This window comes from Desulfobacterales bacterium (genome assembly GCA_029211065.1).
Taxonomy (GTDB): Bacteria; Desulfobacterota; Desulfobacteria; order Desulfobacterales; family JARGFK01; genus JARGFK01.
Genome location: JARGFK010000065.1, coordinates 1 through 26,997, shown reverse-complemented (window position 1 = coordinate 26,997; position 26,997 = coordinate 1). Strand labels below are relative to the sequence as shown.

Here is a 26,997-nt window from a genome sequence, read left to right as displayed (position 1 = left end):
CATAGAATCACACACGCGAAAACAACGAATGCGGGGACGGCAGAATGGCTAAACAAAATTTACGAAGTCAAATTAAGAAATAGCATTATATCACAAGCTGTCGTTTTTGCCACAAGATGAAAAGGCATTAAATCCGAAGCACGTCTTGTTTCAAGGCGTTAGCCGCAAATTCGAAACCCGAAACAATACCAAATGACCAAAATTCAAAAGATATAAACAACTATGTGTTGCGGATCGTTAACATAAATTAATTTTTGTCATTAGATATTTGAATTTGTTTCGATTTTCGACATTCGGATTTCGAAATTTGTCATTGGAATTTTCGCAAAGCGTGCGCTCCGGTTTAGGGCTGGAGCCGAACCCCCTGGCACCGGATGATTACTTTGGCAGGCAGCATTTTTTGTACTTCCGGCCGCTGCCGCAGGGACAGGGGTCGTTGCGGCCGGTTTTAGGGCTTGCCGGTACAGGCTGAATTGTACCGGGAGGCAATGGCTGCGAAAGATTTTGCCTGCGCCACTGGGCGGCCAATTCTGCGATAAACGGCCGGCAGTGGTTAAAAAAACGTTTGTAGCCCGAACACAGGTAGTTCAATCCGGCTTCACCCGCCGGTGTCCCCAGGATGCGATCTTTGGGGCAGCCGCCATGACACATTTCCCGCACCGTGCATTCCCGGCAATAGAGGGGCAGCAAGTCCAGTTTGGCGCGGCCAAAGGCTTTCTGCCGCGAACTTTCTAGCAGCTCCGCCAAGGGCGTTTCCATTATATTTCCCAGGCGATGTTCCAGAACGACATAGTGATCACACGAAAAAAAATCACCGTTGTGTTCGACAACCGGGATATCTCCGCAAGTCTTGCGAAAGATGCAGAGGGCATGCTCCCGGCCGAAGGCGGTTCGGGCTGTTTCTTCAAATATCTGCACTTTGACCCGCCCGATGTCCAGCCTTTTCCACTCATCGAAGATTGTACATAGAAAATTACCCCAGGCCTCAGCCGGAACGGTGCGGGTGCTGACGCCGGCGCGGTCATCCGACCCCGGTTCCACCAGCGGCAGGAATCCGATGTAGGTTGCTTTGATCTGTTTAAAAAATCGATATACCCGGAGGGGATGTTGGACGTTGACGGCGTTTACCACGCAAAGGATGTCGCAGGAAATCCGGTGCTGCTGCAGGCGCTCATACCCCCGCAGCGCCAGGTGATGGGTGGGCTTTTGGCCCCGGGTGATACGGAACTGATCGTGCAGTTCCGCCGGACCGTCCAGGCTGAGCCCCACGGAAAAATCCTCTGTCGCCAAAAAACGGCACCAGTCCTCATTCAGGAGTGTCCCGTTGGTCTGCATGCCGTTGGTAATGCGCCGGTTGGTCGGCAGATATTTGCGCTGCAGGTCAACAATCTTACGGAAATAGTCGAGTCCCAGGAGGGTGGGCTCTCCGCCGTGCCAGGAAAAGTTGATGACCGGTCCGGGAAACGCCTCGATGTGTTGGGCAATGTAGGCTTCGAGGATGTCGTCGGGCATGCGAAAAAATTGATCCTTGGGATAAAGGTGTTCCTTCTTCAGGTAGTAACAATAGCGGCAGTCCAGGTTGCAAACAGCGCCTGTTGGTTTGGCAAAAACCTGAAATTCACGGGAGGCTTTGGGCATCGACGGCGTTCCTTATCTTTTTTGAAAAAATATATGGGAAACGGCCGTTCAGGGCAAGGGAAAAGGCCAATAGAATGGCGTTTATTTAGATGCACACAAGCCAGGGAGAAAAAATTAAAAATATCTTGACAAGGAGATGTTCTTATCTTATTTGAAGCCATAAGATGTAAAATCATTCTTCATACAGGAGTTATAACCGCTGATGCTCAACCAGACCGCCATCTATGCGTTGCGGGCCATGGGATTTCTTGCCAGACAGAAAGACAGTTCGCCCGTTCTGTCTTCCCTGATTGCCGACGAGATGAAAATTCCGAAAAATTTTCTATCTAAAATTCTAAACCGCCTGGTTCAGGGCGGACTGGTCATGGCGTTGCGGGGCCGAAACGGCGGCGTTTCCCTGGCCCGGCCGGCGTCCCAGATCAAGCTCTATGACATCGTTAATCTTTTCATGAAAATGGATGATTTTAAACGATGTTTTCTGGGGCTGAATGATTGCGACGGAAGCTGCGGTCTTCACATCCGCTGGCAGATCATTGCCGAACAATATGAAAAATTAATGAACGAAACCACCGTGGAACAGCTAATATAATATAATTTTTTTGGTTAATTAGGACATAAGGATGAACATATCTTTTTTTTAACCATTTAATCAACGAGGTGTCATATGAAGCTAAACACACTTAAGTGGGCTGCAATCATCAGTTTTGTTGTGGCCATGGCGATCCTGCTGGGTGGCGGCGTGGCCATGAAAAAAGAGCTCCCGCCTTATCCGGGAAAAGTGGTTGATTCCGACGGCACGGTTCTTTTCGAGAAAACGGATATCCTGGCCGGTCAGGATGTGTATCAGCGCTATGGTCTCATGGACCATGGCGCGGTCTGGGGTCACGGGTCCCAGCGGGGACCGGAGTTCTCTGCGGCCTCACTGCACATCATCGCCGAGGCGGCGGGGGATTATCTCGCCCAGATGGACTATGGCAAACCGTATAACGACCTCGATGATCTTCAAAAAGGAATTATCGATGTCAAAACCAGACATGAGATAAAACCGAATCGATACGATGCGGCCACTGACACCCTTACGTTAACCGCCGCCCAGGTCGAAGGCTTAAAAAGGGTTTCTCAATACTGGGAAAAAACGTTTAAAGAAGGCCAGCAACGTTACGGTCTGCTTCCCGACACCATCGGGGAGGAACAGCAGCGGCTGCAGATATCGCGCTTTTTCTTCTGGACCGCCTGGGTCGCCTCAACCCTTCGTCCGGGAACCGACTACAGCTACACCAACAACTGGCCGGCGGACAGAAGGGTGGGCAATATCGCCAGTACGGAAACTTTCTTTTATTCCATCGCCGGTGTCCTGGCGTTGCTGGTGGTCCTGGGGCTCTTTGTCTTCTGGATTCACCGCTACGGCATCTGGTACGGCGAAGCCAAGGGGGTGGCTCTGTCCGAAAAGCTCATCGACATGCCCCTGACCCCCAGCCAGCTCCATGCCGCCAAATTTTTTGTAGTGGTCATCATGCTGTTTCTGCTCCAGACGACCATGGGGGGCCTGCTGGCTCATTATACGATTCATCCGGGCACTTTCTTTCTCCCCTTTGTGGCGGAACTCATTCCTTACAGCTGGGCTAAAACCTGGCATCTGCAGCTGATGGTGTTCTGGATTGCCACCACCTGGCTGGCGTCCGCCATCTATCTGGCGCCCATCATCGGCGGCCGGGAACCGGCCAAGCAGGGCCCTCTGGTCATGCTGCTTTTCGGCGCCGTGCTGCTGGTCGCCGTGGGAAGCCTCACCGGAGAGGTCCTTGGCATCAAGGGCATGCTGGGTGATTTGTGGTTCTGGTTCGGCCACCAGGGATGGGAATTTCTGGAGCTGGGCCGAATCTGGCAGATCCTGCTGTTCGGCGGGCTGATCTTCTGGCTCGTGATCGTTTACCGGGCGGTCGGCAATCATCTAGCCAGCCACAAGGATGAATTCAGCGCTTTGATCTGGTTTTACGTGTTCAGCGCCGTCCTGGTGGTGGCCTTTTTTGGTTTCGGACTTTTCTACGGCAAGGGCTCCCATCTTACCATGGCGGACTACTGGCGCTGGTTTGTCGTCCATCTCTGGGTGGAAAGCATCTTTGAATTTTTCGGCATAGCGGTCATCGCGCTGCTGATGGTGGCCATGGGACTGGCCACTGCCAAGGCAGCCTTAAGAGTGGCCTATTTTACCGCGGCCATTACGTTTTTAAGCGGAATTGTCGGCACCGCGCATCACTATTACTGGTATGGAGGCGCCGCTTTCTGGATCGGTTGGGGGGCGATATTCTCTTCCATGGAGCCCGTGCCGCTGATAACGCTGGTGGTTCGGGGGTTGATGGAGTACAGAGATGTCCGCAAACAGGGTATAGCGTTCAGTTACAAGTGGCCCCTGTATTTTCTGGTGGCCGCATCCTTCTGGAACTTTCTCGGCGCCGGAATATTCGGGTTCCTGATCAATCTACCCATTGTCAATTTCTACGAACACGGAACCTATCTGACCATGCACCATGGCCACACCGCCATGTTCGGTACCTACGGCATGCTCTCGGTGGCGCTGCTGCTGTTCTCCTGGCGGGGGATGGTTGAAAAGACTTACTGGAAAGACGGCATACTGAAGCTATCCTTCTGGGGACTCAACGGCGGTCTGTTCCTGATGTCCATGGGGACCCTGCTGCCGGTGGGCTTGATGCAGGCCTGGACGGCATTCAAAGACGGCCTTTGGGCGGCAAGAAGTGCGGCTTTCTTCGAGAGGGATGCTGTCATGTTTCTCGGGACCTTTCGCGCCCTGCCCGACACCATCATCATTGTGTTGGGGGTTCTTCCGCTGGCCTATTTTCTCATTACAACCTATCCTCACCTGAAAGCAGCGGAAATTAAGGATGGTGAATCTGTGTGGGAGAGACTCGGACTTGATTTATAGAAAATACTTATCAAGCCCGAACAGGGTCTAATCGATACGGCAGGGCCGGAAACGGCCCTGCCGGAATCACCGGAAAGATGAGATAAAAGAAAACTGACACATTCGTAAAAAGTCCCAAATCTCGTCATGCCTGCGTAGGCAGGCATCCAGAACCATTTGAAACCACTGGATTCCCGCCTTCGCGGGAATGACGATAAAGGCGCATTTTCGACTTTTTACGAGACCATCAAAACTAACAATGGGCGATTTACCATGAAAGTATCTTTTGGCGAATACCTGGATAAAGGCATTAAAGAGGTTATCGATCAATTTCCAACGGTTGAATCGATATTGACCGAATACGGGATTGGATGCGGCCCTTGCAATGTGGGCACCTGTCTTTTGAAAGATATTGTCAGAATTCATAATCTTCCTGCAGACCGGGAAGCGGAGATGCTTAAAAAATTTTCCAAAATAATTTCAACGGAATAGGCCGTCAATCGGCCTGTCCGGCGCCTTTCTAAGAACATTCGTAACACCACCCTCTGCCGCTGAAGATGGGGGGCATACCGTTTAAATTCCGGTATGGCAAGGGCCCTTGCCGCTTCACAATTCAGTAAAAATTCACCCAAAACCGATGTTGGAATTTATCCGCACGGAATTCATAATACTTTTTAATGGGGGTAACAGAATGAAAACAGTCCAAACCCTGACGGTCCTGATCATGCAGGTCCCCTGCTGCACGGGCCTGCTGAATCTAACCCGTCAGGCGGTTGCGGCCTGCCAAAGAAAAGTTCCGCTCAAGTGTGTGGTGGTGGGGGTAGAAGGTGAGATTTTGAAGGAGGAATGGGTTTAACTGCCTGTTCAACCACCGTCAACATTACTGGAAAAAAAAGATGATTAATCAACCCACGGATTCATGCATATTGGACATATCGGACGAAGATATCTTGAAGGCCATGAAGGATATTAACGGCTATCTGGATATTACGCCCCGTGATTTTAAGGAAATATACCTTTCAGCCTATCGACATGCAATCGAGCGCTTGACCCATGCGGTTACAGCCGGAGATATCATGACCCGCGCGGTTGTTTATGTTGAAAAAGATTCTCCCTTAGAAGACGCGGCCGACAAATTGAGTCATCATCTCGTTTCCGGTGTGCCGGTTGTTGACAGCAATCAGAAAGTTGTCGGCATTATTTCCGAAAAGGATTTTTTTGCCGGAATGGGCGGCCAGACGGAAGGAACCTTCATGGGGGTTATTGCGCAGTGTTTGAAAAATAAAGGATGCATTGCCGTACCGATGCGGACACAGAAAGCGTCGGACATCATGACGTCTCCTGCCATTACGGTACGTGAGAACACGCCGGTTTTTGAAATTGCCAAAATCTTTACTGGAAAAAAAATCAACCGGATCCCGGTTGTCGGTGAAGGCAACAGGCTGACAGGCATTGTCACCCGGACCGATATCGTCCGATCATCCTGCACGCTTCCGGTCTAGCCCGGAAAGAGAAGCGATCATGGAATATTTCAAAAAGATGAGGGGAACGACAAAAAGTCCGCCGGGTGTCGGTCCTTTCGAACTGCTCGTATCATGGATCGGTGCTTTTCTGGGTATCGCGGCGGTGGCCTTGGCAAATTATAATATACTGAAAGACACCGATCTGGTCATGATCATCGGCTCTTTCGGTGCGTCGGCCGTTCTGATTTACGGTGCGGTGAGAAGTCCTCTGGCGCAACCGCGGAACCTTGTCGGCGGCCACATCATTTCCGCGATTATCGGCGTTGCGACTTACAATTTGCTGAACGGTTATATGTGGCTGGCGGCATCTGTGGCTGTGGCTACCGCAATCGTAGTGATGCATGCCACCAAAACGCTGCACCCGCCCGGGGGCGCCACCGCTCTGATCGCCGTCATCGGGGGTGAAAACATTCATGACCTGGGCTATCTGTACGCGGTGATACCGGTGGGGCTGGGCGTTCTGATCATGTTGATTATAGCGCTCCTGATCAACAATATTCCCAAGAATCGGCGATATCCGGAATGCTGGATCTGAAGAACTGAAAACGTTTATGCATTTCTTTCATTGGGCCAATCGGTTTCAAAAGAGATTTCTCCATAACCATTTGGAAGCTTCCGCAGAAATTAACGAGATGGAGAAGGAGAAGTTAAAAGCCTTTCCGGACTGGAATGCCTTTGGTTTGGCACCCGCCCGCTGTGACGACATCAGCACGTTTGTGGTTGCCCTCCGTCATGGAAGGCTGGGAATCGATGATTTAATTAAAATTTTTGGTATCGGCAGTGCGTTATTGAAGAATATGACGGATGGTCTGTTACCGTATCCGTTTGTGCCAAGCGCCTTGTGCGGCCTTTTTCGAAAAATTCAAAATAATTTTTATATTGAGTCCCGCAGAACGCAATCATTTATCCGGTCGTTTTTAGAGGAACTTGAGGACAGTTACAATTTTAAGCACCGCAAATCATTCGATACCGAAACAAACTTTACGGAACAGCTTCGTTTTGTAAGGCCGCGGGTGATCTGCATGATAAACAGTTTGCGGGGATCGCTGCGATAGAAAAATTTTCAGGTTTTTTCCCCAAGCTACGCCCCCCGATATATTTATTATGTTTTTCCGTTTGACGGAAACTGTGATATAACTTGTATCACATTGAATCAGCGGGTGGAGGAAGAGATGGGAAAAGAATTTTTGACTTTTCGGTTTGGATTTGTGGCGGTAAAAAAAGGATTTGTAACACCGGAACAGGTGGCCAGCGCCTTGGAGGCTCAGATCAAAGAGAATGTTTCTGTAAAAAAGCACCGGCGCATCGGGGAAATTATGGTCGAAATGGGCCTTATGAATACCGATGAAGTCCGCGAAGTGCTGGACGATATGTCCGTCAGTTCTTGAAACCTGTAACGCCTGCAACCGATTTTTAAACCGGATTAAAATAGAACTTGATTTCGGGTAATTTTTTGCATGCTGTCGATTGCGACTGACCTTTGCCGCCTATGGATCGGAGAGCTTTATGGCAATGCCTTGGTCAGAACACCCTCGAGCGCATCAAGGGCGCCGGAGTAAAAATGATCCGTTTCCGGGATGATTTCAAAGCGGGCTGTCGGGTTCCAGCCGGGGAGATATTGTCTGATCTTATCCGGCGGACCGATGTCGTCCCGGCTGCCGGCCACCACCAGCGCCAACTGCGGCAGGGCCGAAACTTTGCTGAAATCCATAAACGCCACCGGCGGAGATACCATCACCATGCGCTCATAGCCTGCAGCGCATGGGTCTACATGCGCATTGACCCAGGCGCCGAAAGAATAGCCGGCCAGATCGATTTTTTTAAACCCCATTTCGTAAAGATAGGACAGGGCGGCCAGGACATCCTGCCCCTCCCCCTTGCCATCGTCATAGTTTCCCCGGCTGTTACCCACCCCCCTGAAGTTAAACCGCAGCGTGCTATAGCCAATTTTCTGATATGCCCGGGTAGTGGCTTCCACCACCGGATTGTGCATTTCACCGCCGTAAAGCGGATGCGGATGCGTCACCACCACTGCGCAATTGCCGGAATCTCTGCTAAGCAAAGCTTCAAGCTTGAGTCCCTCCGATCTAAAAAAAACGGTTTGCGCCATGCTATTTTCCTGCTTTTTTTAAGACGGCAACAATTTCCTTGCCAAACATTTTTTTCTGCCAGTTTTTCATTTCCGTAATGTTTTCGAGTTCGGGCGGCGTCCGGGGATTTAGCCTGGCCAAGGCAACCATCAGCCCCTTGCTGCATATCAAGGCCGGATCCAGCGCCAGCTGCGCTGCAACGGTTTCGCGCCAGGCGTTTAAGACCTTTACTCTTTTGCGAACAGCAGGCTTAAGCATGGGAACGCGCTGGCGGGGGTAGCGCGGCAGGTTCTCTGCGGGTATGGTAAGCGCGGTTGTTACCTTTTCGATCAGATCCCGGCCGTAAATGCCGATCTGTTTAGCGCTCAATGGTTGGACCCTTTCCAAGCCTTGAACGGTTTCCGGTCGATTTTTAACGATGCTCAGCAGGGTCGGGTTTCCCAGTACCTTGAAAAGGGGCCTGTCTTTTTTGGCCGCAACCGTCCGGCGAAACAGAAGGAGCGCTTCCAAAATTCCCAGCTCCCGGGGCGAAAGCCGGCCGGCTCCTTTGAAATTCAGGTAAAGGGGCTCATGATGAGTTGAATTCGGCCGGACCTTGCTTAAAACCCTGTTTTCCTCCACGACCCAGAAGAGCCGGTCCTTTTGTATAAGCTCCTCCTCAAGGATCTTTGCCAGCGGAATCAGATACAGCACGTCCCGGGCGGCATATGCCATCATTTCCGGCGGCAGGGGGCGTCGGGACCAGTCTTTTTTCTGATATTTTTTTTCCAGTTTGACATTAAACCGCTTGGTCAGGACAGCGTCCAGCCCGGTTTCAACGGCGCCCAAAAAACGGCTGGCAAGCTGGGTATCAAAAAGATGGTTGATTTTGATATGAAAATCCCGGTAAAGTGATCGAATGTCATAGTCGGCGCCGTGAAGAACTTTGCGGATGTCGGGGTTTGCAAAAACCGGTTTCAGGGGAGACAAATCCGGGACCGCAAGGGGATCGATAAGTATAACGGTATGGCCGGCTGCCATTTGGATCAGACAAACTTTTTCCTTATAGTGGTACATGGAGTCGGCCTCCAGGTCGAAGGCGACGGTTTTTTCGGTTTCGAGAAGCTTTACCGCTTCCTGAAGTTGTAGAGCCGTATTGATGACCCGGTAGTTCAGCGCTGATATTGAATTCATTTTTTTTCTTGACCCGTAAGGTAATTTGCAATTAAATCAGATTTTTTCGGCAACAAGGATAAACACGGTTTATCTTCCATCTAAATTATTTTTTAAATTGTGAGAGACTGATGATTAACATAACACTTCCGGATGGCAACATAAAGCGTTTTGATAACCCACCCACCGGCCTGGATGTGGCCAAAAGCATTTCAGAGGGGCTGGCACGCAACTGCGTGGCCATGGAGCTGGACAGCTCCCTGGTGGATTTAAACACCCGGATCAGCGAGGACAACCGGGTGCGGCTCATTACGACCAAAGACGCGGAAGCGCTGGAGATCATGCGCCACAGCGCCGCCCATGTCATGGCCCAGGCGATTCAAAACCTTTATAAGGATGCCCGGCTGACCATCGGCCCGGTGGTTGAAAACGGCTTCTATTACGATATCGACATGGAACCGGTCTCGGAAGCGGATTTTCCCAAAATAGAGGCGGAGATCGAAAGGATTGTCAAAGAAAAACTCCCCTTTGAGCGGCAGCTGGTTTCAAAAGCCGAAGCCCTGAAATTTTATCATGCTGAAAAGTATAAACTTGAAATGATTTCAGACCTCGCGGACGGAACCATTTCATTTTATAAAAGCGGCGATTTTACGGATCTGTGCCGGGGCCCGCATGTGCCCCATACCGGCTTTGTCAAGGCCGTTAAACTGCTGAAGGTCTCAGGCGCTTACTGGCGGGCTGACCAGAAACGCGAGCAGCTGCAGCGCATTTACGGCACGGCCTTTTTCGACAAAAAAGAGCTGAAAGCGTACCTCGCCTTTATTGAAGAGGCTAAAAAAAGAAACCACCGCAAAATCGGAGAGGCCCAGGATCTGTTCAGCTTTCATGACGAAGCGCCGGGAATGCCGTTTTTTCACCCCAAGGGGATGGTTCTCTGGAATACCCTGCTGGAATACTGGCGCGAAGAGCACCGCCGGGCCGGTTATGTGGAAACCAAGACCCCGATCATGCTCAACCGCAGCCTGTGGGAACGGAGCGGCCACTGGGAAAACTACCGTGAAAACATGTACACCTCGGTGATTGATGAGACCGAATATGCCATCAAACCGATGAACTGCCCGGGGGGGATGCTGCTTTACAGCCGCAAGCCGCATTCATATAAGGAATTGCCGATTCGGGCGGCTGAAATCGGGCTGGTTCACCGGCATGAGCTGAGCGGGGTGTTGTCCGGACTTTTCAGGGTGCGGGTGTTTCATCAGGATGATGCCCATATTTTCATGATGCCGAACCAGATCGAAGCGGAGATTCTGGGGGTTCTCAGGCTGGTGGAGCGCATTTACAGCACATTCGGGCTCGGGTTCCATTTGGAGCTCTCCACTCGCCCTGAAAAATCCATCGGTTCGGACGAGCAGTGGAAAAGCGCGACGGACGGGTTGCTGTCGGCCTTGAAAGCCTATGGCAAGGCCTTCAAAACCAACGAGGGCGACGGCGCCTTTTACGGACCCAAGATCGATGTGCACATCCAGGACGCCCTGGGCCGGACCTGGCAATGCGGAACGATACAGCTGGACATGTCCCTGCCGGAACGGTTTGACCTATCGTACATCGGAGCGGACAACGAAAAACACCGGCCGGTCATGATTCACCGGGTGATCTGCGGCTCCATCGAACGGTTTTTGGGGATACTGATCGAGCATTTTGCCGGCAAGTTCCCCTTGTGGATGAGCCCGGTTCAGGTGGCGGTTCTGGCCATTAACGACGAGATGGCAGCCCATGCCCATGAAATCAGCGCAGCTCTTCAAGAGGCGGGCCTGCGGACCGAAGTCGACAGCCGCACCGAGAGTTTGAATAAAAAAATCAGAGAGGCGCAGCTCAATCAGATTCCGCTGATCCTGACCATCGGCGCCAAGGAAAAAGAATCCGGGACCCTTTCCGTCCGGACCCTGGATGGGAATGTTCAATTCGGCATCTCCCAAAACGAGTTTCTGGATGCCGTTCTGGCACACATACGGGAAAAAAAGCCGGATTTCATGATTTTCGATAAAAAGGGGTACTGACGCTGATGACAAAAAACGCGGGGATTACCAGCCACCGGATCAAGTGGTGTGATTTCCGGTGTGAACACGCTGATTTTGCCAGGACCGAGGCCCTGGATGGAAGCTGCCGGACCTTTCAGTCGCTGTGGTGCGCCAAGCTCAAAAGCCACGTGACCAAAAATTCTCCCTGCCAGGTTAAGTTCGGAAAGCGCAGGCCGACTACCGGCTGGTAATAGAAAAATTGCCGGCTGATATTTTCCGTTTTTTCTTTATTTTATGTTCGGGTTATTGATGTACGGAATGGCAGACAGGCATAAAATTTTTCTATTTTACTGGTTTCCCGTTTTGATCTATTGCGCTTTAATCTTTTTCCAGTCCTCCCGGCCGGTGCCGGAAAGCATACCGGATACCCCCTATCTGGACAAATTGCTGCACGCCGGCGCCTATGCGATTTTAGGCGTCTTGTTTTTCAGGGCTTACCGGATCACCGCGCCGGGCGGCAAGCCGTATAATATCATCACCCTCAGTATTCTTTCAGCCGGACTGTACGGTATCGGCGACGAGGTTCACCAGTATTTCGTACCTTTTCGCAGCGCCGACATCGGGGACGCATTGGCCGATATCGCCGGCAGCGCCATCGGTGCTTTTGCGGCTGCAGCAGCAGCCGGGAATCTGAAAATTCACGGATTGACAAACCCAAAGGCTTTATATAAAAAAACAGATCGAGGTTGATACGGAACGGAACGAGATTTTAGCGGGTAGCGCGAACGCGTTAGAGAAAGGGAAATGATGGACGCAAACAACACAATTCACCTGAACGGCAAAGCGTATGAATTTAGACCGGGAGAAACCATTCTGGAGGTCGCCCGGCGCAGCGGGATCGATATTCCGACCCTGTGCTACCTGAAAGCGATTACCCCCACCGGGGCCTGCCGGATCTGTGTGGTTGAAGTGGCGGGCGCCGCCGATTTAGTGGCCGCCTGCGCGACGCCGGCCGCCGCCGGCATGGTCGTTCAGACCGAATCATTCCGGGTGGTTGAAGCCCGCAAGCTGATCCTCCAGCTGTTGCTGTCTTCCGGCAACCATAACTGCGCCATCAGCGGACACCGCGGCGAAAGCTGGGAAGATTTCCAGCTTCGGGTGCAGCAGGATGACGCCGCAGCAGAATTGTGTCCGGTCTGGGGCGACTGCCGGCTGCAGGATCTGGCCTATCGCTATCAGGTCACCGGAGATCCCAGCCTGGCGACCGAGGTAAAGCACCCCATGGAAACGGTTAACCCGTTTATTGTGCGGGATTTTTCAAGATGCATTTTATGCGGCCGGTGCGTGCAGGCCTGTAACGAAGTCCAGGTGAACAACGCCATTGAATTCGGCTACAAGAGCGCCTTTACCAAGATCATTACGCCCAACGACAAGCCCTTGCGGGATTCCGATTGCGTTTTCTGCGGCGAGTGCGTCCAAGCCTGTCCGGTGGGCGCGCTGGTTGAAAAGGACGTTCGCTACCGGGTCCGCCCCTGGGAAACCGATAAGGTTAAAACAACCTGTACCTACTGCGGTGTCGGGTGCCAGATGTATTTGCACGTTAAGGACGGACAGGTGGTCCGGGTTTCCGGGGCCGAAGAGACGGCGCCCAACTACGGCAGTCTCTGCGTAAAGGGAAGATTCGGCTTCGATTTTATTCATTCACCTGAGCGCCTGACGGTCCCCCTTATCAAGGAGAACGGCGCATTCAGGGAGGCTTCCTGGGAGGAGGCCCTCGGTCTGGTGGCAAAAAAATTTACGGATATCCGTGACGCTCAGGGTCCCGACGCTGTCGGCGTTTTGACATCCGCCCGGATCACCAATGAAGAAAATTATATTGTCCAAAAGTTTACCCGGGCGGTTCTGAAAACCAACAATGTCGATCATTGCGCCCGTCTCTGACATTCCTCCACCGTGGCCGGTCTGGCCGCAGCATTCGGAAGCGGCGCCATGACAAATACCATCGCCGACATCGAAACCGCCGATGTGATTCTCATTACCGGTTCGAATACCACTGAAAACCACCCGGTCCTTTCCAGCTTTGTCAAGCGGGCGGCACGGTTCAGGGGCGCCAAGCTCATCCTGGTGGATCCCCGCCGGATTAAAATTGCCGATTTCGCCCACATCTGGCTGCGTCAGAACCTGGGAACGGACGTGGTCTGGATCAACGGCATGATGCATGTCATCGTCAAAGAAAAATTATATGACCGGCAGTTTGTCGAAACCCGCACCGAAGGGTTTGACGCACTCTGCCAGATGGTTGAAAAATTTACGCCTGAATATGTGGAGAAGATTACCGGTATCCCGGCAGATGACCTTGTCGCGGCCGCCCGGCTGTACGCCGGGGCAAAGGCCGGCAGCATCCTTTACTGCATGGGCATTACCCAGCATGTGTCCGGGACCGATAATGTCAAGTCCCTGGCCAACCTGGCCATGCTGTGCGGCAATATGGGAATTGAAGGCGGCGGGGTCAACCCCTTGCGGGGGCAGAACAACGTCCAGGGAGCCTGTGATATGGGCGGGCTGCCCAATGTGTATACCGGCTATCAGCCGGTCACCGATGAGGCCATCCGCAGCAAGATGGAATCCGCCTGGGGCGTGACCGGTCTTCCGGCCAAGCCGGGCCTGAAAGTTACCGAGATGATTCCCAAGGCTGCCGACGGCAGCCTGAAAGCGCTTTATATCGTCGGTGAAAATCCCTTGGTTTCAGACCCGGACCTGAATCATGCCAAGAAGAGTATTTCAAAGCTTGAATTTCTGGTGGTTCAGGACATTTTTCTGACGGAAACCGCCCGGCTGGCGGATGTGGTCCTGCCGTCCTGCTGTTTTGCCGAAAAGGAAGGGACCTTTTCCAACACGGAACGCCGGGTCCAAAGGGTCCGCAAGGCGGTTGAGCCCCCCGGCCAGGCCAGGGACGACTGGTGGATCACCTGCCGGATTGCCGAAAAGATGGGATATCCCATGTCCTATGACGGCGGCCGGGCGATCATGGCAGAAATTGCAGTCGTTACCCCGTCCTATGCCGGCATCACCTATGAGCGCATTGAAACCGAAGGGATTCACTGGCCCTGTCCGGTTCCGGACCATCCGGGGACGCCGGTGTTGCACCGGGAGCGGTTTACCCGGGGAAAGGGGCTGTTTCATGCCATTGATTATATCCCGCCGGCCGAGCAGGTCGATGAAGACTATCCCCTGTATCTGACGACCGGAAGGCTCCTTTACCAGTACCATACCGGCACCATGACCATGAAGACGGACGGTTTAATGGACCGGGCGCCGGAGTGTTTTGTCGAGATTTCTGCTGCCGACGCCGGCAGATATAACCTGAAAGACGGCGGCAGGGCGACGGTTGCCTCCCGGCGGGGTCGAATCGATGCCCGCCTGAAGGTGTCCGACAAGGCCGTATCCGGGACGGTGTTTATTCCGTTTCACTTTGCCGAAGCGGCCGCAAACGAATTGACCCATGCCGCCCTGGATCCGGTTTCCGGCATTCCCGAATACAAGGTGTGTGCCGTGAGGATATCTGAGCCGGGCTAAATCGTCGAAAGGGTTTCGCGCAGAGGCGCGGAGGCGCAGAGGAAGACCGAAAATGAGATAGGCATAGCGTCTCAGCGGCTGAGGAAGAAATAATTAGATTCAAATAGGATAATGATAATGAACGATTTACTTTTCAGCTCATGGGGCGGACAGGTGGTTGACAATCGCGGCAAGGCGACTCAGGCGTTTAAACCGGCCGGGCAGGCCCCGCTCCCGGAATATTTCAAAGGGGATGAAAAGATCAAAGCTCTGATCGGCTGGTATGGCATTGCCCTGCGGTCCGCCGATGTCAATGTGGTGGACCTGTGTCGGGAATACATGCTTTCCATCCATAAAGCCTCCTGTGGAAAATGTGTGCCCTGCCGGACCGGGACCGGCATCATGGCAGGGATACTCAAACGGATCTGTGACGGCGGCGGGCAGCAGCAGGATCTTGACCGCCTCCGGACGTTGGCCCGAACCGTCAGCGCCACTGCCAAGTGCAGCATCGGTCAAACCGGACCGGTTGCGATTTTACATGCGCTGGACTATTTTCCCGGGGCGTTTCGTTCGGCCGTCAGCAGCCGGACGGCCATTGCCAAGGGATCCTATCTTTCCAGCGTGACAGCGCCCTGCATGGATGCCTGCCCGATTCATCTGGACATTCCCGCTTATGTCGAATCTGTCCGGGAAGGAAAATTTAAGGCCGCCCTGGAGACTATCCGTGAGCGCCTGCCGCTGCCGGGCATTGTCGGACGCGTCTGTGTGCGCCCCTGCGAGGAACACTGCCGGCGCGCCAACCTGGATGAGCCGGTTTCCATCAAGTACCTGAAGCGGTTTGTGGCCGATGTTGAACTGTCCCGGCAGGGAAAAACCAGTTATGCGATCCGACCATCGGACAAAACCGGGAACGTGGCCATTGTGGGCGCCGGTCCGGCCGGTGTGACCTGCGCATTTCATCTGGTTCGCAGGGGGCATCAGGTTAAAATCTTTGAGCGGCTGGCGGAACCGGGGGGCATGTCGGCCGTCGGCATTCCGGACTACCGGCTTCCCCGACCCATTTTGCGCGGTGAGGTTGCGCAGGTCCAAAAGATGGGCGTTACCATTCAATACAACACCACCATCGGCAGAGACATCACCCTCTCTCAGCTTGAAACGGATTATGACGCGGTGTTTATCGGCATCGGCGCCCAGAACAGTTCCGCCATGATGGTGGAGGGCGAAGATAAAGGGTATCAGGGGTTTATCCCGGGGGTGCAATACCTGCTGGACATCAATGAAGGGCGCGACCCCTATCCCGCCGGCAAAAAAGTCGTGGTCATCGGCGGCGGCAATGTGGCCATTGACTGTGTGCGCAGTTCTTTTCGCATCGGTAAAAAAGATGTTCATCTGGTCTACCGGCGGACCCGCAATGAAATGCCCGCGGATAGTGTTGAAATACACGATGCCGAAGAAGAAAAGGTCCAGTTTCATTTTCTGACCACACCCGTTCGGGTATTGGCGGAAGCAGGCAGGGTGGTGGGACTGGAATGCATTAAAATGAAACTCGGTAAGCCGGATGCCAGCGGCCGGCGAAGGCCCGTTCCGATAACGGGATCTGAATTCGTATTTGAATGCGACACGGTGGTGCCGGCCATCGGTCAGCAGATCGACCTGTCTCTGCTTGCTGGTATCGACGGCATCAAAACAACCCGCTGGAACGCCATAGCGGTGGATGCCGTCACCAAGCAGACCAGCCGGCCCAAGATTTTTTCGGCCGGCGACTGCGAGACCGGCCCGGGCGCGCTGATCACGGCCTGTGCCGGCGGGCGCCGGGCAGCCTTCAGCATCGATGCTCTGATCAACGCAAAACCTCTTGAATACGAAGAAGCCGACTATTTTGACAAGCTCTTTAAAGCCGTTAAGGTTTATGATCGCGATGAGAAAATCGGCACGGTCGGGGGCAGCGCCCGCAAAGAGCTCCGGATGCTCCCGCCCGAACAGAGAAAGTTCACCTTTGATGAAGTCGAAGCGGGGTATTCGCCCGCCGAGGCCATTGCCGAAGCGGCGCGCTGCCTGCGCTGCTACCGGGTGGCGACGGTTGCGGTGTGACAGCTATTTGTACGAATTGCGATTATCGCCGGATAGTTGATTGAACAGTGGGAATCTGAACAGCGATTGAACCGAAAGAGATCGAAGGCCTGGTTTGTCCCCCTTTTTTAAAGGGGGATTTAGGGGGATTTAAGGTTAAAGCATTTTTTTGAAAATCCCCCCAGCCCCCTTTGCCAAAGGGGGAGACTGTTTGTTTGGTCTCTTAAATCAACAGACACGAGTGTAACCGTTTATAAACAGGAGATTAAACGTGGTAGAAGCCATTACCGTGATGGGAATTCTGGGATTGATGATCGGTGTGATGTTGGCTGTGGCGGCAAAAGTTTTTTATGTTTATGTCGATCCGTTGATTCTTGAGGTGGAAGCGGCGCTTCCGGGCGCCAACTGCGGCGGCTGCGGCAAACCCGGCTGTTCGGCCAATGCCGCGGCGATTGCGGCCGGCAAAGCGACTCCGGATTCATGCGTGGCGGCCGGACCGGACGTGGCGGAAGCGATTGCGGCGATCATGGGCGTTAAAGTCGAGCTCAAGGAGCCGGATATTGCCAAACCGGGATGCATCTATGGTGCTGCGGATGCCGATCTGAAATACATCTATAACGGCCTGAATGATTGCCGAGCGGTTGCACTGCTTAGCGGCGGGATGAAAGTCTGTTCCATCGGCTGCCTGGGATTGGGGACCTGTGCCCGGGCCTGTCCTTTTAACGCCATTACAATGGGGCCCAAAGGGCTGCCGGTGGTAAGCGAAAAACGCTGCACCGGATGCGGGACCTGCGAGCGCGTCTGCCCCAAAAACATCATTACGATGTCTTCAATTACCCGCCGCATCATGCGGGAATACACCACTGCGGAATGCACGACGCCCTGCCAGCGGGCCTGTCCGGCGGGGATTGACATTCGGGAATACATCCATCAGATTGACCTCGGGGATTTTCACAAAGCGGTTCAGGTGATCAAGGAACGCAACCCGTTTCCCACCGTGATCGGCCGGATCTGTCCCCGTCCCTGTGAGCAGGACTGCCGGCGTCAATTTGTGGATGAGCCGGTGGCCATCAATTTTTTGAAGCGCTATGCCGCGGATTACGAAAAAAAACAGGGCAAGCGGATTCTCCCCTACAAGGCGCCTGCCACAGGGCGCAGGGTTGCGGTTATCGGCGGGGGTGTTGAAGGCCTTTCCGCAGCCTTTTTTACCGCCCGGCTGGGTCATGATCCGACGGTTTTTGAAGCCGCCAAGGCGCCGGGCGGATTGCTGCGCAGCGCCATAGCCGCCTATCGACTTCCCCGGGAGATGCTCGACTGGGACATCGACGGCATCCGTGAGATCGGCGTCCGGATAGAAACCGAAAAAACGCTGGGAAAGGACTTCACCGTGGCCTCCCTGCTCAGGGAAGGCTATGAGGCGGTTTTCCTGGCCACCGGCGGCTGGGACAGCCGGCTCTTAAGAAACCCCGAACCTCAGCCAACGATTCCCGGCACCCATTTACTGATTGATTATATCAGAAATCGCGACAGCATCACCTGCGGCGACCATGTTGTGATTTGCGGCGGCAGCCGGCTCGCCGTAGAGGCAGCCCGCAAGTGTCAAACAGCATCATCACAAAACATCACGATCCTGTTCCGGGAAACCCGGGAAAAGGCCGGCCTGGATGATGCCGAGTTTGAAACATTGGAAAAAGAAGGGGTTAAGATCCGGTTTGCCACTGCCGTCAGTCGTCTTTCCGGCCGGGAAAACCGTCTCACCGAACTCGAGAGTGTGGATCTATTGACGCGGTCGCAGGAGACCATTCCGGTGGATACCCTTGTCCTGGCTTCCGGAAGACTGCCGGAATTCATCTTTGTCAAACCACCCGTAGAAGAAACGGAAGAAACCGCCCAAGCGGCTGATGGAGTCCTTCACTGGCAGGCCCTTGAAACCTATAAGGAACCGGCCAATAAGGCCGCGGTCGGCATTATTGCACCGAATGACGTCAAGACGGATTTTTCCGCCGCCATCAGGGCCATTGGCGCCGGCCGCAGAGCGGCCGCATCCATCCACCAGGCCATGTACGGCATACCGATCACCCTGCCGGACACAGTGGTAACGCCGCAGTCCGACATTCAAAATGTGGACCGCATCGATAGGGTCCCGGCAATCAGCCGTGAAATCATGCCCCTCAGCAGCCCGAAAGAGTTGGCCGCGGGCCGGGAGCTTGAAAAAGGATTCAGCGAAGCGTCCGCTTCCAGCGAAGCCCAGCGCTGCCTCCAGTGCGGACTGATCTGCTACCTGCATGACGGCAATCGGCGGCATGCAACGGGATGACGGGGGGTCTAAATTTTTCGATTGTTAAAAATTTGACAGGATCGCAACCAGTAGTCCGGCCAATGCTGTACAATTTATTGACAGGCGCGGCCAGCGTATCGGCAACCTCGAAGCACCCCTTTCTTGGGTCATGTGCCGCGAGATGAAAAATTACAGTATTCAGGTTATCGAATCCTCGTCGTTGAATCCTACCTTGTATTTTATGTGGTTCGTATCAAAACCGTTCAGATTCACCGAGTCATTCATGGTTCCCGGAGCTTGGACGATATCATATAATAAAACCCATGTTCTTTCCTTTTTGATAGGAAGGGCGGACTGAAAAACGCATCCCGGGGAAACCGGCGGTGGCTTGATATGTTGAAGAACGAGCAGGTAGATAATGACTTTTGAAGTTGTTTTAGTCAATTACCATTTTATTACGTACAGAAGGCAGAAACCTTGCATTTGGCCATATTGAAGATTCAGTACCCACATCAAAGCTGCATGAGCCCGTAGTAATACATCTATTTCTGATCTTATTTGTTGACCCAACATTTTTTAAGGCCGTATTTTAACTAAGTGCACATAAGTCCACACTGACAAAATTAAATTCTTATTGAAAATTATCAGAACAATTATACACAATAAAATGCTATTTTTCGGTTAGGCGTCCTACCTGCCGTAGCAGGGTGTTTCACAATCATCAATGGCCTGCTGCCCACACTTACAACCGATTTCAGGCTGGTTGTTATCTCATCATTGATTTAGATTTCAAAGAGCAAAAAACCAGTCTCTACCCCCCCGACAATCTGATTGATTTATATCCGGGGTATTCGACTGTATTCATCAGCAAAGAAAAAAATTGAAACGCGTGCATAGTACCCTTCCATGCATTTTGCCCTTATTAAGAAATTTAATTGGGTAAATCCGGTCCGGATTTGCTATTGACAACGTATCACCTTGGTGGTAGTGGTTTTCAAGTGATTTTAGACGGTTCGTAATTCCCCTTATATTATGAACGGTTTGCTATCTGAACTCAATCTTCGTATTCAATTACAACCGCCTCAAAAAAGCCACTACTTGTTAATAATAATTCTCAATTAGATTTTTAAATTTACAGCAAACACATTAAATTAAGGAAGGAGTTTATCATGAAAAGACTGTCCTGCTTTATGTTTGTTGTACTATCCGTAATGATTATCGCCGCACCGGCAATGGCCGCAAAGACAATCAAAATCGGTATTGTCGACTGCTACAGCGGGCCGCCCAGCACCTACACCAACGATGTTCGGGATGCCTTCAAACTCGAAATGGATAAAATTAATGCTGGCGGCGGTCTTATCGGCCGACAGGTCGAGATTATGACCCGGGACAGTAAATTTAAGGTCGATATCGGCCTATCCGCCGCAAAGGAACTGATTTACCGGGAGAAGGTTGATATCCTGATGGGGACCATCAACAGCGCCTTGGCCCTGGCCATTTCAGATCTGGCCCGGAAAGAAAAAGTGCCCTTTTTTGTGACCTTTTCAAAAAGCGCGAAAATAACCGAAGAAAAGGGTCATCGGTATGTCTTTTCGATTACTGAAAACACGTCAATGGCCGGGAAGGCCGCGGCCGCCGGACTCGCCAAACAACCCTACAAAAAGTACTGGATTGGGGGGGATGACTACGAGTACGGGCATGCCATTGCCGACGGCGTATGGAACAATCTGAAAAAAATGAAGCCAGGCGTCGAATTACTCGGCCAGTCCTGGTGGAAGGTCGGGGAACCCGATTTCACGCCTTATATCACAGCCATCCTGTCCGCCAAACCGGATGCCGTTATCGTGGCGACGGGCGGCCGTGATTGCGTGCCGTTTTTAAAAGCCGCCAAGGCCACCGGCTTCAACGAGCGGGTGCCTTTTTTCATGCATACCGCCACCGAACTCTCCACCCTGAAACCCCTGGGGCTTGAGGCGCCGGAGGGTGTCATCGGAACATCCAACTACTTTTTCTACCATCCGGAAACCGGTGCGAACAAGCTGTTCGTAAAAGAATTTGAAGCCGCTTACAATCGCAAACCCGCCGTGGGTGCGGTGTATGGATTTCTCGCAGCCAAATTCATCGCTGGCGGCTATAAGGTGGGCGGTGAAGTGAACACGGAAAAATTTATCAATGCCGTCGAGGGGATGTGGGTGGACAGCCCGGTCGGCAAAGTGACCATGCGCGCTTACGACCACCAGACCATGCTCCCCATGTATATGGGCGTTACCAAGAAGGTGCCCGGTTATGACTTCCTGGTCGCAACGGATATTGTGACCATCCCCGGAAAAGACGTCATGCCTTCCATCGAGGAAATTAAAAAGTCGAGAAAAAAATAGCATTTTTTACCGGAATCGAATTGAAAACTCAGGGATTGGGGTCTTCTCCAATCCCTGAATAGCTTAATTCAAGAGATCTCGAATGGATTTTGCCTCGAACATTACTCTGGCTGCGCTGTTACAGCAGGTTATCGTCGGCCTCAGCCGCACTACGATCCTTTTTATCGTGGCCTCAGGTTTGAGTCTCGTGCTTGGGGTTCTTCGCATCCCCAACGTGGCCCACGGGTCGCTGTATATGATCGGCGCTTTTTTGACCTACACCGTTGCAACCCTGTTCGGCCAAAGCACCCTGGGATTCTGGTTAGCCCTGATCGTTGCCCCCCTGGGAGTGGCCCTGATCAGTTTCGTTGTCGAGCGGGGGCTTTTCTGCCACCTCTACGAGCGAGAGCATCTGATGCTCCTGCTTTTCACATTCTCCTTTACGCTGGTGTTTGGAGATCTGGTCAAACTGTTTTGGGGCTCGGATTACCGGAGCCTGAACCCTCCGGAATTTCTGAGGGGCTCCTTTTCAATCCCTTGCCTTCTCTTACCCCGATACAATCTTTTTTTACTGATCGTCGGGCCACTGGTCGCGGCCGGATTGTGGTTTTTGACCAAAAAAACCAAAATTGGAAAAATTGCCCGGGCCGCTGCCGTGGATCGTGAAATGGTCGGCGCAATGGGAATCAACGTCAGCTGGGTCTTTGCCACCGTGTTTGTCATCGGATGTTATCTTGGCGGACTCGGAGGTGCCCTGGTCGCTCCCACACAAAACATTACCCAGGGCATGGATCACGCTATCATTATCGAAGCCTTTCTGATCGTGATCATCGGTGGTCTGGGAAACATCTGGGGCGCGCTTCTCGGCGCACTGATTTTCGGCTTGACAGACGCCGTCGGGATTCTTGTCTGGCCGCAATTCGCCATCGTTTTCCCTTACGTGGCTGTCATAACCGTGTTGCTTTTTCGCCCGAAAGGACTTCTAAAATCGACCTGGTAGGGAGATACCATTTTGTATAAAACACTATTCAGTAAAAAATCTACCATCATCTGTATCATGCTGCTGGTAATTTTACTGCTATTGCCCCAGGTCCTGTCACGATTTTATATTTATCTTTTCGCTCTTGTCTTTTCGACCGGCCTTCTGGCCACCAGCCTTAACATGGTTCTGGGGTTCGGTGGCATGTATCAGTTCCATCATGCTGTCTTTTACGGGTTTGGCGCTTATGTGTTTGCGCTGCTTGCCACGAAGTCGGGGTTGCCGTTGTGGACCGGCTATTTGCTGGCACCTGTCTGCTCGGCCCTGCTTGGATTTGGACTGGGGCTAATCACGATACGACTTTCAAAACTCTATTTCGGCATGCTACAAATCTCGCTTGGTTCACTGGTTTGGGCCATCGTCTACCGCTGGTACTCCTTTACCGGCGGTGACGACGGCATCCACGGTATCCCGGTGCCGGACTTGATCGGTTCTTCTACAAGCGCCTATTATTTTACCCTGATTGTGACCACCCTCTGTCTGGCCCTCATGTACATGATTATTAATTCGCCTTTCGGCAGAACGTTTCAGGGGATCCGCGACAATCCCGAGCGATGCCGGGCCATCGGTGTAAATGTTCAGAAACAGCAGCTAGTGGGTCAGATGATCGCCGGATTTTTTGCCGGCGTTGCCGGAACCCTTTTTGTAACCGTGGAGGGGTCCGTGTTCCCGGAGCTTATGTTCTGGACACTCTCTCTGGAAATCCTCATCATGTGCCTGCTGGGGGGATGGTTCATCTTTTTGGGCCCCATGTTCGGCACCGGCATCATGGTGTTCCTGCGGACCTTTGTGGGTATCTATACCGAATACTGGACCCTCGTTCTGGGAATCGTTCTCATGCTGCTCATCTTTTTTCTACCCGAGGGAGTTCTCGGGCTTTTTACAGAAAGATCCCGGATACGCGACCAAAAAGTCGGGGAGGAAGGATAGATGCTCCACGTTGAAGCGCTTCATAAATCCTTCGACGGTTTCAAGGCCATCAACGGCACCCTGCTGGACGTAAACCGGGGGGAGGTGGTCGCGGTGATCGGGCCGAACGGGGCGGGCAAGACAACTCTTTTCAACCTGATCACGGGCCATCTCATGCCGGATTCAGGCTTGGTCGCGTTCAAGGGGAAGAAGATCACCGGCATTCCGCCCCACCTTATCTGCCGCAAGGGGATCAGCCGCTCCTACCAAGTGGTGAATATTTTCAACCGCCTCACGGTATTTGAAAATGTGCAGGTGGCAATCCTGTCCAGGCAGAAAGAATCGTACAACCTCTTTCGGCCAGCCAAAACCATGGCAGTTGACGAAACCTGCGACATACTGGAAAGCGTGGGGCTCCTTGGCAAGGCAGAAATGATCAGCGGCGTCCTGTCGCACGGTGATCAAAAAGTCCTTGAAATCGCCATCGCCCTGGGGAACCGTCCGGAGCTGCTCATCCTGGACGAACCCACCGCCGGCATGTCTCCCGAGGAAACTGCCGTAACGCTTCAGCTCATGAAACGTCTCTCCGACGATCTCGGTCTGACGATCCTCTTTTGTGAACACGATATGAGCCTTGTCTTTTCCATTGCCGACAGGATCATGGTTATGAAACAGGGGCAGACGATCATCCAGGACACACCTGAGAAAGTGAGAAGCAATCAGCAGGTTCGTGAAGCCTATCTAGGAGGTGCTGAAGAATGCTCCTCGTAAAGAAAATCCATACCTATTACGGTCTCAGCCACATCCTTTTCGGGGTTTCCCTTGAAGTGAATAAAGGCGAGATCGTCTGTCTGCTGGGTAGAAACGGCGCCGGTAAAAGCACCACCATGAAAAGCATCATGGGGCTGACACCTCCGAAGGAAGGCCGCATCCATTTCAAGGAAGAGGACTGTACGGGCCGGAAACCGTACCTGATGGCCCGCATGGGGATCGGGTATGTCCCGGACGACCGCCGGGTTTTCGCGGACCTGACAGTGGGGGAAAACCTTGAGATCTCCGAACGCAACCTGCAAGAGGGTGGCTGGGACAGGGACAGGGTCTATGACTTCTTCTCTGCCCTGAAGGAGATTGACGGCCGCAGAGCCGGATTCCTAAGCGGTGGGGAACAACAGATGCTGACCATTGCGCGGGCCCTTATGACCAACCCGACTTTTCTTCTTCTGGATGAACCGACCGAAGGTCTGGCCCCGCTCATCGTAAACATGCTTGAAGAACAGATCGCGCGGCTGAAGGAAAGCGGTCTCACCGTGCTTCTCGCCGAGCAGAACCTGGGAGTGGCCTTGCGGTTGAGCGACCGCGGGTATGTCATCGACAATGGCAAGATCCATTATCATGGAACCAGCGAAGACCTTAGATTAAACGAAGAAGTGCGAAAAAAATACCTTTGTGTGTAAATTGCCTCAAAGGATGGGCAAGATGATTTCCCTGGATGGAATGATGTGAACTTCGGGTTTTTGAAAAATTTTTGAGAGATTATGCTTTTGCATTGCCCAATCCCGGCAAGATGGGTGTGCATGGTGTCCCCGGCGAGTACCTGGTAGACTTGATCATTCTAGTCCAGAATGCTGTTGATAATATAATCAATTCCTGAACTTCCCACAGTTTGACCATTTAACCAAAAGAAAAAAGCCCCATGGAATCAAACCATGGGGCTTTTAATTATGCAGGCAATTTAGCGGAAATCACCCGCGATATTTTTTCAAAATCAAGGTCGTGTTGGTCCCCCCGAAACCGAATGAATTGGTCATGGCATTTTCGACCGGCATTTTGGGGGCCACATTGAGAACATAATCGAGGTCGCATTCTTCACCAGGTTAACAATGGGGACGTCTATTGCCTTAAGCGGTTTTGGATTTCTTTCAGTTCGCGGCAACCCAATTGTTTCATATTATTTTTAAGATCCTCGGTCAGAATATCCACCACATGATCGCCGCCACGTTCTCCCAGCGCTGCAACTCCATACATGAAAGCACTTCCCAAAAGCACAAAATCAGCTCCCAAAGCCAGAGCCCGAGCAATATCTAAACCGGTTCTGACACCGCTATCGAATAAAATTTTGATTTTGTTACCAACAGCAGATTTCATGGCTGGTAAAACATCCAGTGCCGCGGGTGCGCCATCAAATTGACGTCCGCCGTGATTGGATACAAAAATACCATCGACTCCCACATCCACCGCTTGTTCCGCTTGGGAGGTTTCAAGCAATCCTTTTAGAACAATCGGACCATTCCATTCCTTTCTGACTGCTTCCACGTAGGGCCAATCCAGGGTGCCACCCAATTCCTTCCCTACATAACTGACCATATTCTGCATGTCCTTGGCATCCAGGTATTTTTCCAAGGTTTTAAAACGGGGTTGTCCATGCCCCAGAGTGGCCAAAGTCCAACTGGGGCGAATTGTAGAATGATAGAGAGTTCGTAGGGTAATTTTTGGAGGAACATTGACCCCAGCCCTAATCTGTCGTTCGCGCCGACTGCCAATCGGTACGTCAGCTGTGATAAGCAGGGTTGTAAAACCTGAGTCCTGAGCACGTTTTAACAAATTCTGACGAAGCGCCTCTCGGCGAGGCGGATAAAGCTGAAACCATCCCATCCCATTACTTAATGGGCCAATTAGCTCGGGTGTTTCGGTGGCTACGGTGCTGAGAGAAAATGGGATGCGGGCTTTAGCTGCTGTTCGAGCTAGAATTTTTTCGGCTCCCGGCCACATCAGCCCAGTTAATCCAACAGGTGCTATCCCGAATGGGGCTGAGTATTCAATACCGAAAAGACTGTTATTGATCTCCGGTTCAAACTCACCCTGCATAAACTGAGGCACTAAAATGACCTTAGAAAATGCTTGACGGTTCCTATCAAGACAATCTTCAATTCCGGTTCCACTATTAAGGTATTCCCAGGCAAAGTGGGGGATCCGTTTCTTTGCTTTGTTTTGAAGGTCAACAATGGCCGGATATCGTTCGAATAATTTCTGATCCACGTTTTTTATCTGTTAAGGGCTTACGCAAAAATTAATTCACATTTTCACTGGAGCAATTGAGTAGTTCCAGTTAGGCCGTTGTGTGTAATGCTTTAAGTTAACTTCTTTCATCTGGTCATCGCAAATGCGGATACCCTTTTGATATTGTTTCGTATGAAGGGCGGCACGGATTTTAAGACCGGCTGAGGTTTTGGTTGTACGTATAAATTTCAGGACTGTTTCATAGTCGGTTAATGGATGGGCCCCCCAGTTATTGCTGATAAAAGCAAACATACGGTGCTCGATCGGATTCCATTTTGATGCCCCTGGAGGATAATGGCACACCTTGACACAAAGCTTGAAGCGATCGGCCAACGAAACTTTAAGTTGGTGCTTCCAAAGACGAGTACGATAACCGTTGCTTCCCCCGCAGTCG

General features: G+C 52.3%; 24 protein-coding genes. 19 read left to right on the top strand and 5 right to left on the bottom strand.

Annotation, left to right across the window (positions count from 1 at the left end):
• Positions 1-378 precede the first annotated feature (378 nt).
• Positions 379-1,638, bottom strand: a complete 1,260-nt coding sequence (locus P1P89_14580) for an anaerobic sulfatase maturase (protein MDF1592740.1) — start codon at positions 1,636-1,638, stop codon at positions 379-381.
• A 202-nt stretch (positions 1,639-1,840) separates the two neighbouring features.
• Between P1P89_14580 and P1P89_14575 the strand changes: the two genes are divergently transcribed.
• The 8 genes from P1P89_14575 to P1P89_14540 all read left to right on the top strand — a co-directional run bounded on the left by P1P89_14575 (position 1,841) and on the right by P1P89_14540 (position 7,466).
• Positions 1,841-2,227, top strand: a complete 387-nt coding sequence (locus P1P89_14575; GenBank protein MDF1592739.1) for an Rrf2 family transcriptional regulator — start codon at positions 1,841-1,843, stop codon at positions 2,225-2,227.
• Positions 2,228-2,302: 75 nt separating this feature from the next.
• On the top strand, positions 2,303-4,576 hold the full coding sequence (locus P1P89_14570) for a cbb3-type cytochrome c oxidase subunit I (GenBank protein ID MDF1592738.1): 2,274 nt from the start codon (positions 2,303-2,305) through the stop codon (positions 4,574-4,576).
• Positions 4,577-4,828: 252 nt separating this feature from the next.
• Complete coding sequence (locus tag P1P89_14565) at positions 4,829-5,047, top strand: hypothetical protein (protein MDF1592737.1); 219 nt, start codon at positions 4,829-4,831, stop codon at positions 5,045-5,047.
• Between the two features lie 199 nt (positions 5,048-5,246).
• Entirely contained in the window at positions 5,247-5,411 is a 165-nt protein-coding gene (locus P1P89_14560) for a hypothetical protein (protein MDF1592736.1), read from the top strand.
• A 40-nt stretch (positions 5,412-5,451) separates the two neighbouring features.
• Positions 5,452-6,057: a CBS domain-containing protein gene (locus P1P89_14555; protein ID MDF1592735.1), complete on the top strand. Its 606-nt coding sequence runs from the start codon at positions 5,452-5,454 to the stop codon at positions 6,055-6,057.
• A 19-nt stretch (positions 6,058-6,076) separates the two neighbouring features.
• Positions 6,077-6,613: an HPP family protein gene (locus P1P89_14550; protein ID MDF1592734.1), complete on the top strand. Its 537-nt coding sequence runs from the start codon at positions 6,077-6,079 to the stop codon at positions 6,611-6,613.
• A 97-nt stretch (positions 6,614-6,710) separates the two neighbouring features.
• Positions 6,711-7,133 (top strand): hypothetical protein, encoded by a 423-nt coding sequence (locus tag P1P89_14545; GenBank protein ID MDF1592733.1) that lies wholly within the window; start codon positions 6,711-6,713, stop codon positions 7,131-7,133.
• A gap of 117 nt (positions 7,134-7,250) precedes the next feature.
• Positions 7,251-7,466, top strand: a complete 216-nt coding sequence (locus P1P89_14540) for a hypothetical protein (GenBank protein ID MDF1592732.1) — start codon at positions 7,251-7,253, stop codon at positions 7,464-7,466.
• A gap of 116 nt (positions 7,467-7,582) precedes the next feature.
• Here the strand turns inward: P1P89_14540 and P1P89_14535 are convergent, their stop codons facing one another.
• Together P1P89_14535 and P1P89_14530 are read right to left on the bottom strand one after the other, a co-directional pair.
• Positions 7,583-8,188, bottom strand: a complete 606-nt coding sequence (locus P1P89_14535; GenBank protein MDF1592731.1) for an alpha/beta hydrolase — start codon at positions 8,186-8,188, stop codon at positions 7,583-7,585.
• A gap of 1 nt (position 8,189) precedes the next feature.
• Positions 8,190-9,341, bottom strand: a complete 1,152-nt coding sequence (locus tag P1P89_14530; protein ID MDF1592730.1) for an HRDC domain-containing protein — start codon at positions 9,339-9,341, stop codon at positions 8,190-8,192.
• A gap of 110 nt (positions 9,342-9,451) precedes the next feature.
• On the opposite strand from P1P89_14530, the gene thrS reads away from it, so the two are divergent.
• The 11 genes from thrS (at position 9,452) to P1P89_14475 (ending at position 25,000) form a co-directional block, all read left to right on the top strand.
• Entirely contained in the window at positions 9,452-11,377 is a 1,926-nt protein-coding gene (gene thrS, locus P1P89_14525) for a threonine--tRNA ligase (GenBank protein MDF1592729.1), read from the top strand.
• 5 nt (positions 11,378-11,382) lie between these two features.
• On the top strand, positions 11,383-11,589 hold the full coding sequence (locus P1P89_14520) for a hypothetical protein (protein MDF1592728.1): 207 nt from the start codon (positions 11,383-11,385) through the stop codon (positions 11,587-11,589).
• 67 nt (positions 11,590-11,656) lie between these two features.
• The gene (locus P1P89_14515) at positions 11,657-12,088 is read left to right on the top strand and encodes a VanZ family protein (protein MDF1592727.1); all 432 of its coding nucleotides are present in this window, start codon (positions 11,657-11,659) and stop codon (positions 12,086-12,088) included.
• Between the two features lie 57 nt (positions 12,089-12,145).
• Entirely contained in the window at positions 12,146-14,914 is a 2,769-nt protein-coding gene (gene fdhF / locus P1P89_14510; GenBank protein ID MDF1592726.1) for a formate dehydrogenase subunit alpha, read from the top strand.
• A gap of 117 nt (positions 14,915-15,031) precedes the next feature.
• Positions 15,032-16,984 (top strand): FAD-dependent oxidoreductase, encoded by a 1,953-nt coding sequence (locus tag P1P89_14505; GenBank protein ID MDF1592725.1) that lies wholly within the window; start codon positions 15,032-15,034, stop codon positions 16,982-16,984.
• Between the two features lie 250 nt (positions 16,985-17,234).
• Positions 17,235-19,280, top strand: coding sequence for an RnfABCDGE type electron transport complex subunit B (locus P1P89_14500; protein ID MDF1592724.1), 2,046 nt, complete (start codon positions 17,235-17,237; stop codon positions 19,278-19,280).
• A gap of 1,130 nt (positions 19,281-20,410) precedes the next feature.
• Positions 20,411-21,619 (top strand): ABC transporter substrate-binding protein, encoded by a 1,209-nt coding sequence (locus P1P89_14495; protein ID MDF1592723.1) that lies wholly within the window; start codon positions 20,411-20,413, stop codon positions 21,617-21,619.
• 82 nt (positions 21,620-21,701) lie between these two features.
• Complete coding sequence (locus P1P89_14490) at positions 21,702-22,598, top strand: branched-chain amino acid ABC transporter permease (GenBank protein ID MDF1592722.1); 897 nt, start codon at positions 21,702-21,704, stop codon at positions 22,596-22,598.
• 12 nt (positions 22,599-22,610) lie between these two features.
• On the top strand, positions 22,611-23,567 hold the full coding sequence (locus tag P1P89_14485) for a branched-chain amino acid ABC transporter permease (protein ID MDF1592721.1): 957 nt from the start codon (positions 22,611-22,613) through the stop codon (positions 23,565-23,567).
• Positions 23,568-24,317 carry an ABC transporter ATP-binding protein gene (locus P1P89_14480; protein ID MDF1592720.1) on the top strand — a complete coding sequence of 250 codons (750 nt, stop codon included), beginning with the start codon at positions 23,568-23,570 and terminating at the stop codon, positions 24,315-24,317.
• Positions 24,305-25,000 (top strand): ABC transporter ATP-binding protein, encoded by a 696-nt coding sequence (locus P1P89_14475; GenBank protein ID MDF1592719.1) that lies wholly within the window; start codon positions 24,305-24,307, stop codon positions 24,998-25,000. The genes P1P89_14480 and P1P89_14475 overlap by 13 nt, the downstream gene beginning before the upstream one ends.
• A 436-nt stretch (positions 25,001-25,436) precedes the next feature.
• Here the strand turns inward: P1P89_14475 and P1P89_14470 are convergent, their stop codons facing one another.
• Both P1P89_14470 and P1P89_14465 read right to left on the bottom strand, forming a co-directional pair.
• Positions 25,437-26,582, bottom strand: a complete 1,146-nt coding sequence (locus tag P1P89_14470) for an alpha-hydroxy acid oxidase (GenBank protein MDF1592718.1) — start codon at positions 26,580-26,582, stop codon at positions 25,437-25,439.
• A gap of 36 nt (positions 26,583-26,618) precedes the next feature.
• On the bottom strand, positions 26,619-26,997 hold a 379-nt coding region (locus P1P89_14465), incomplete at its 5' end, for an ISAzo13 family transposase (protein MDF1592717.1).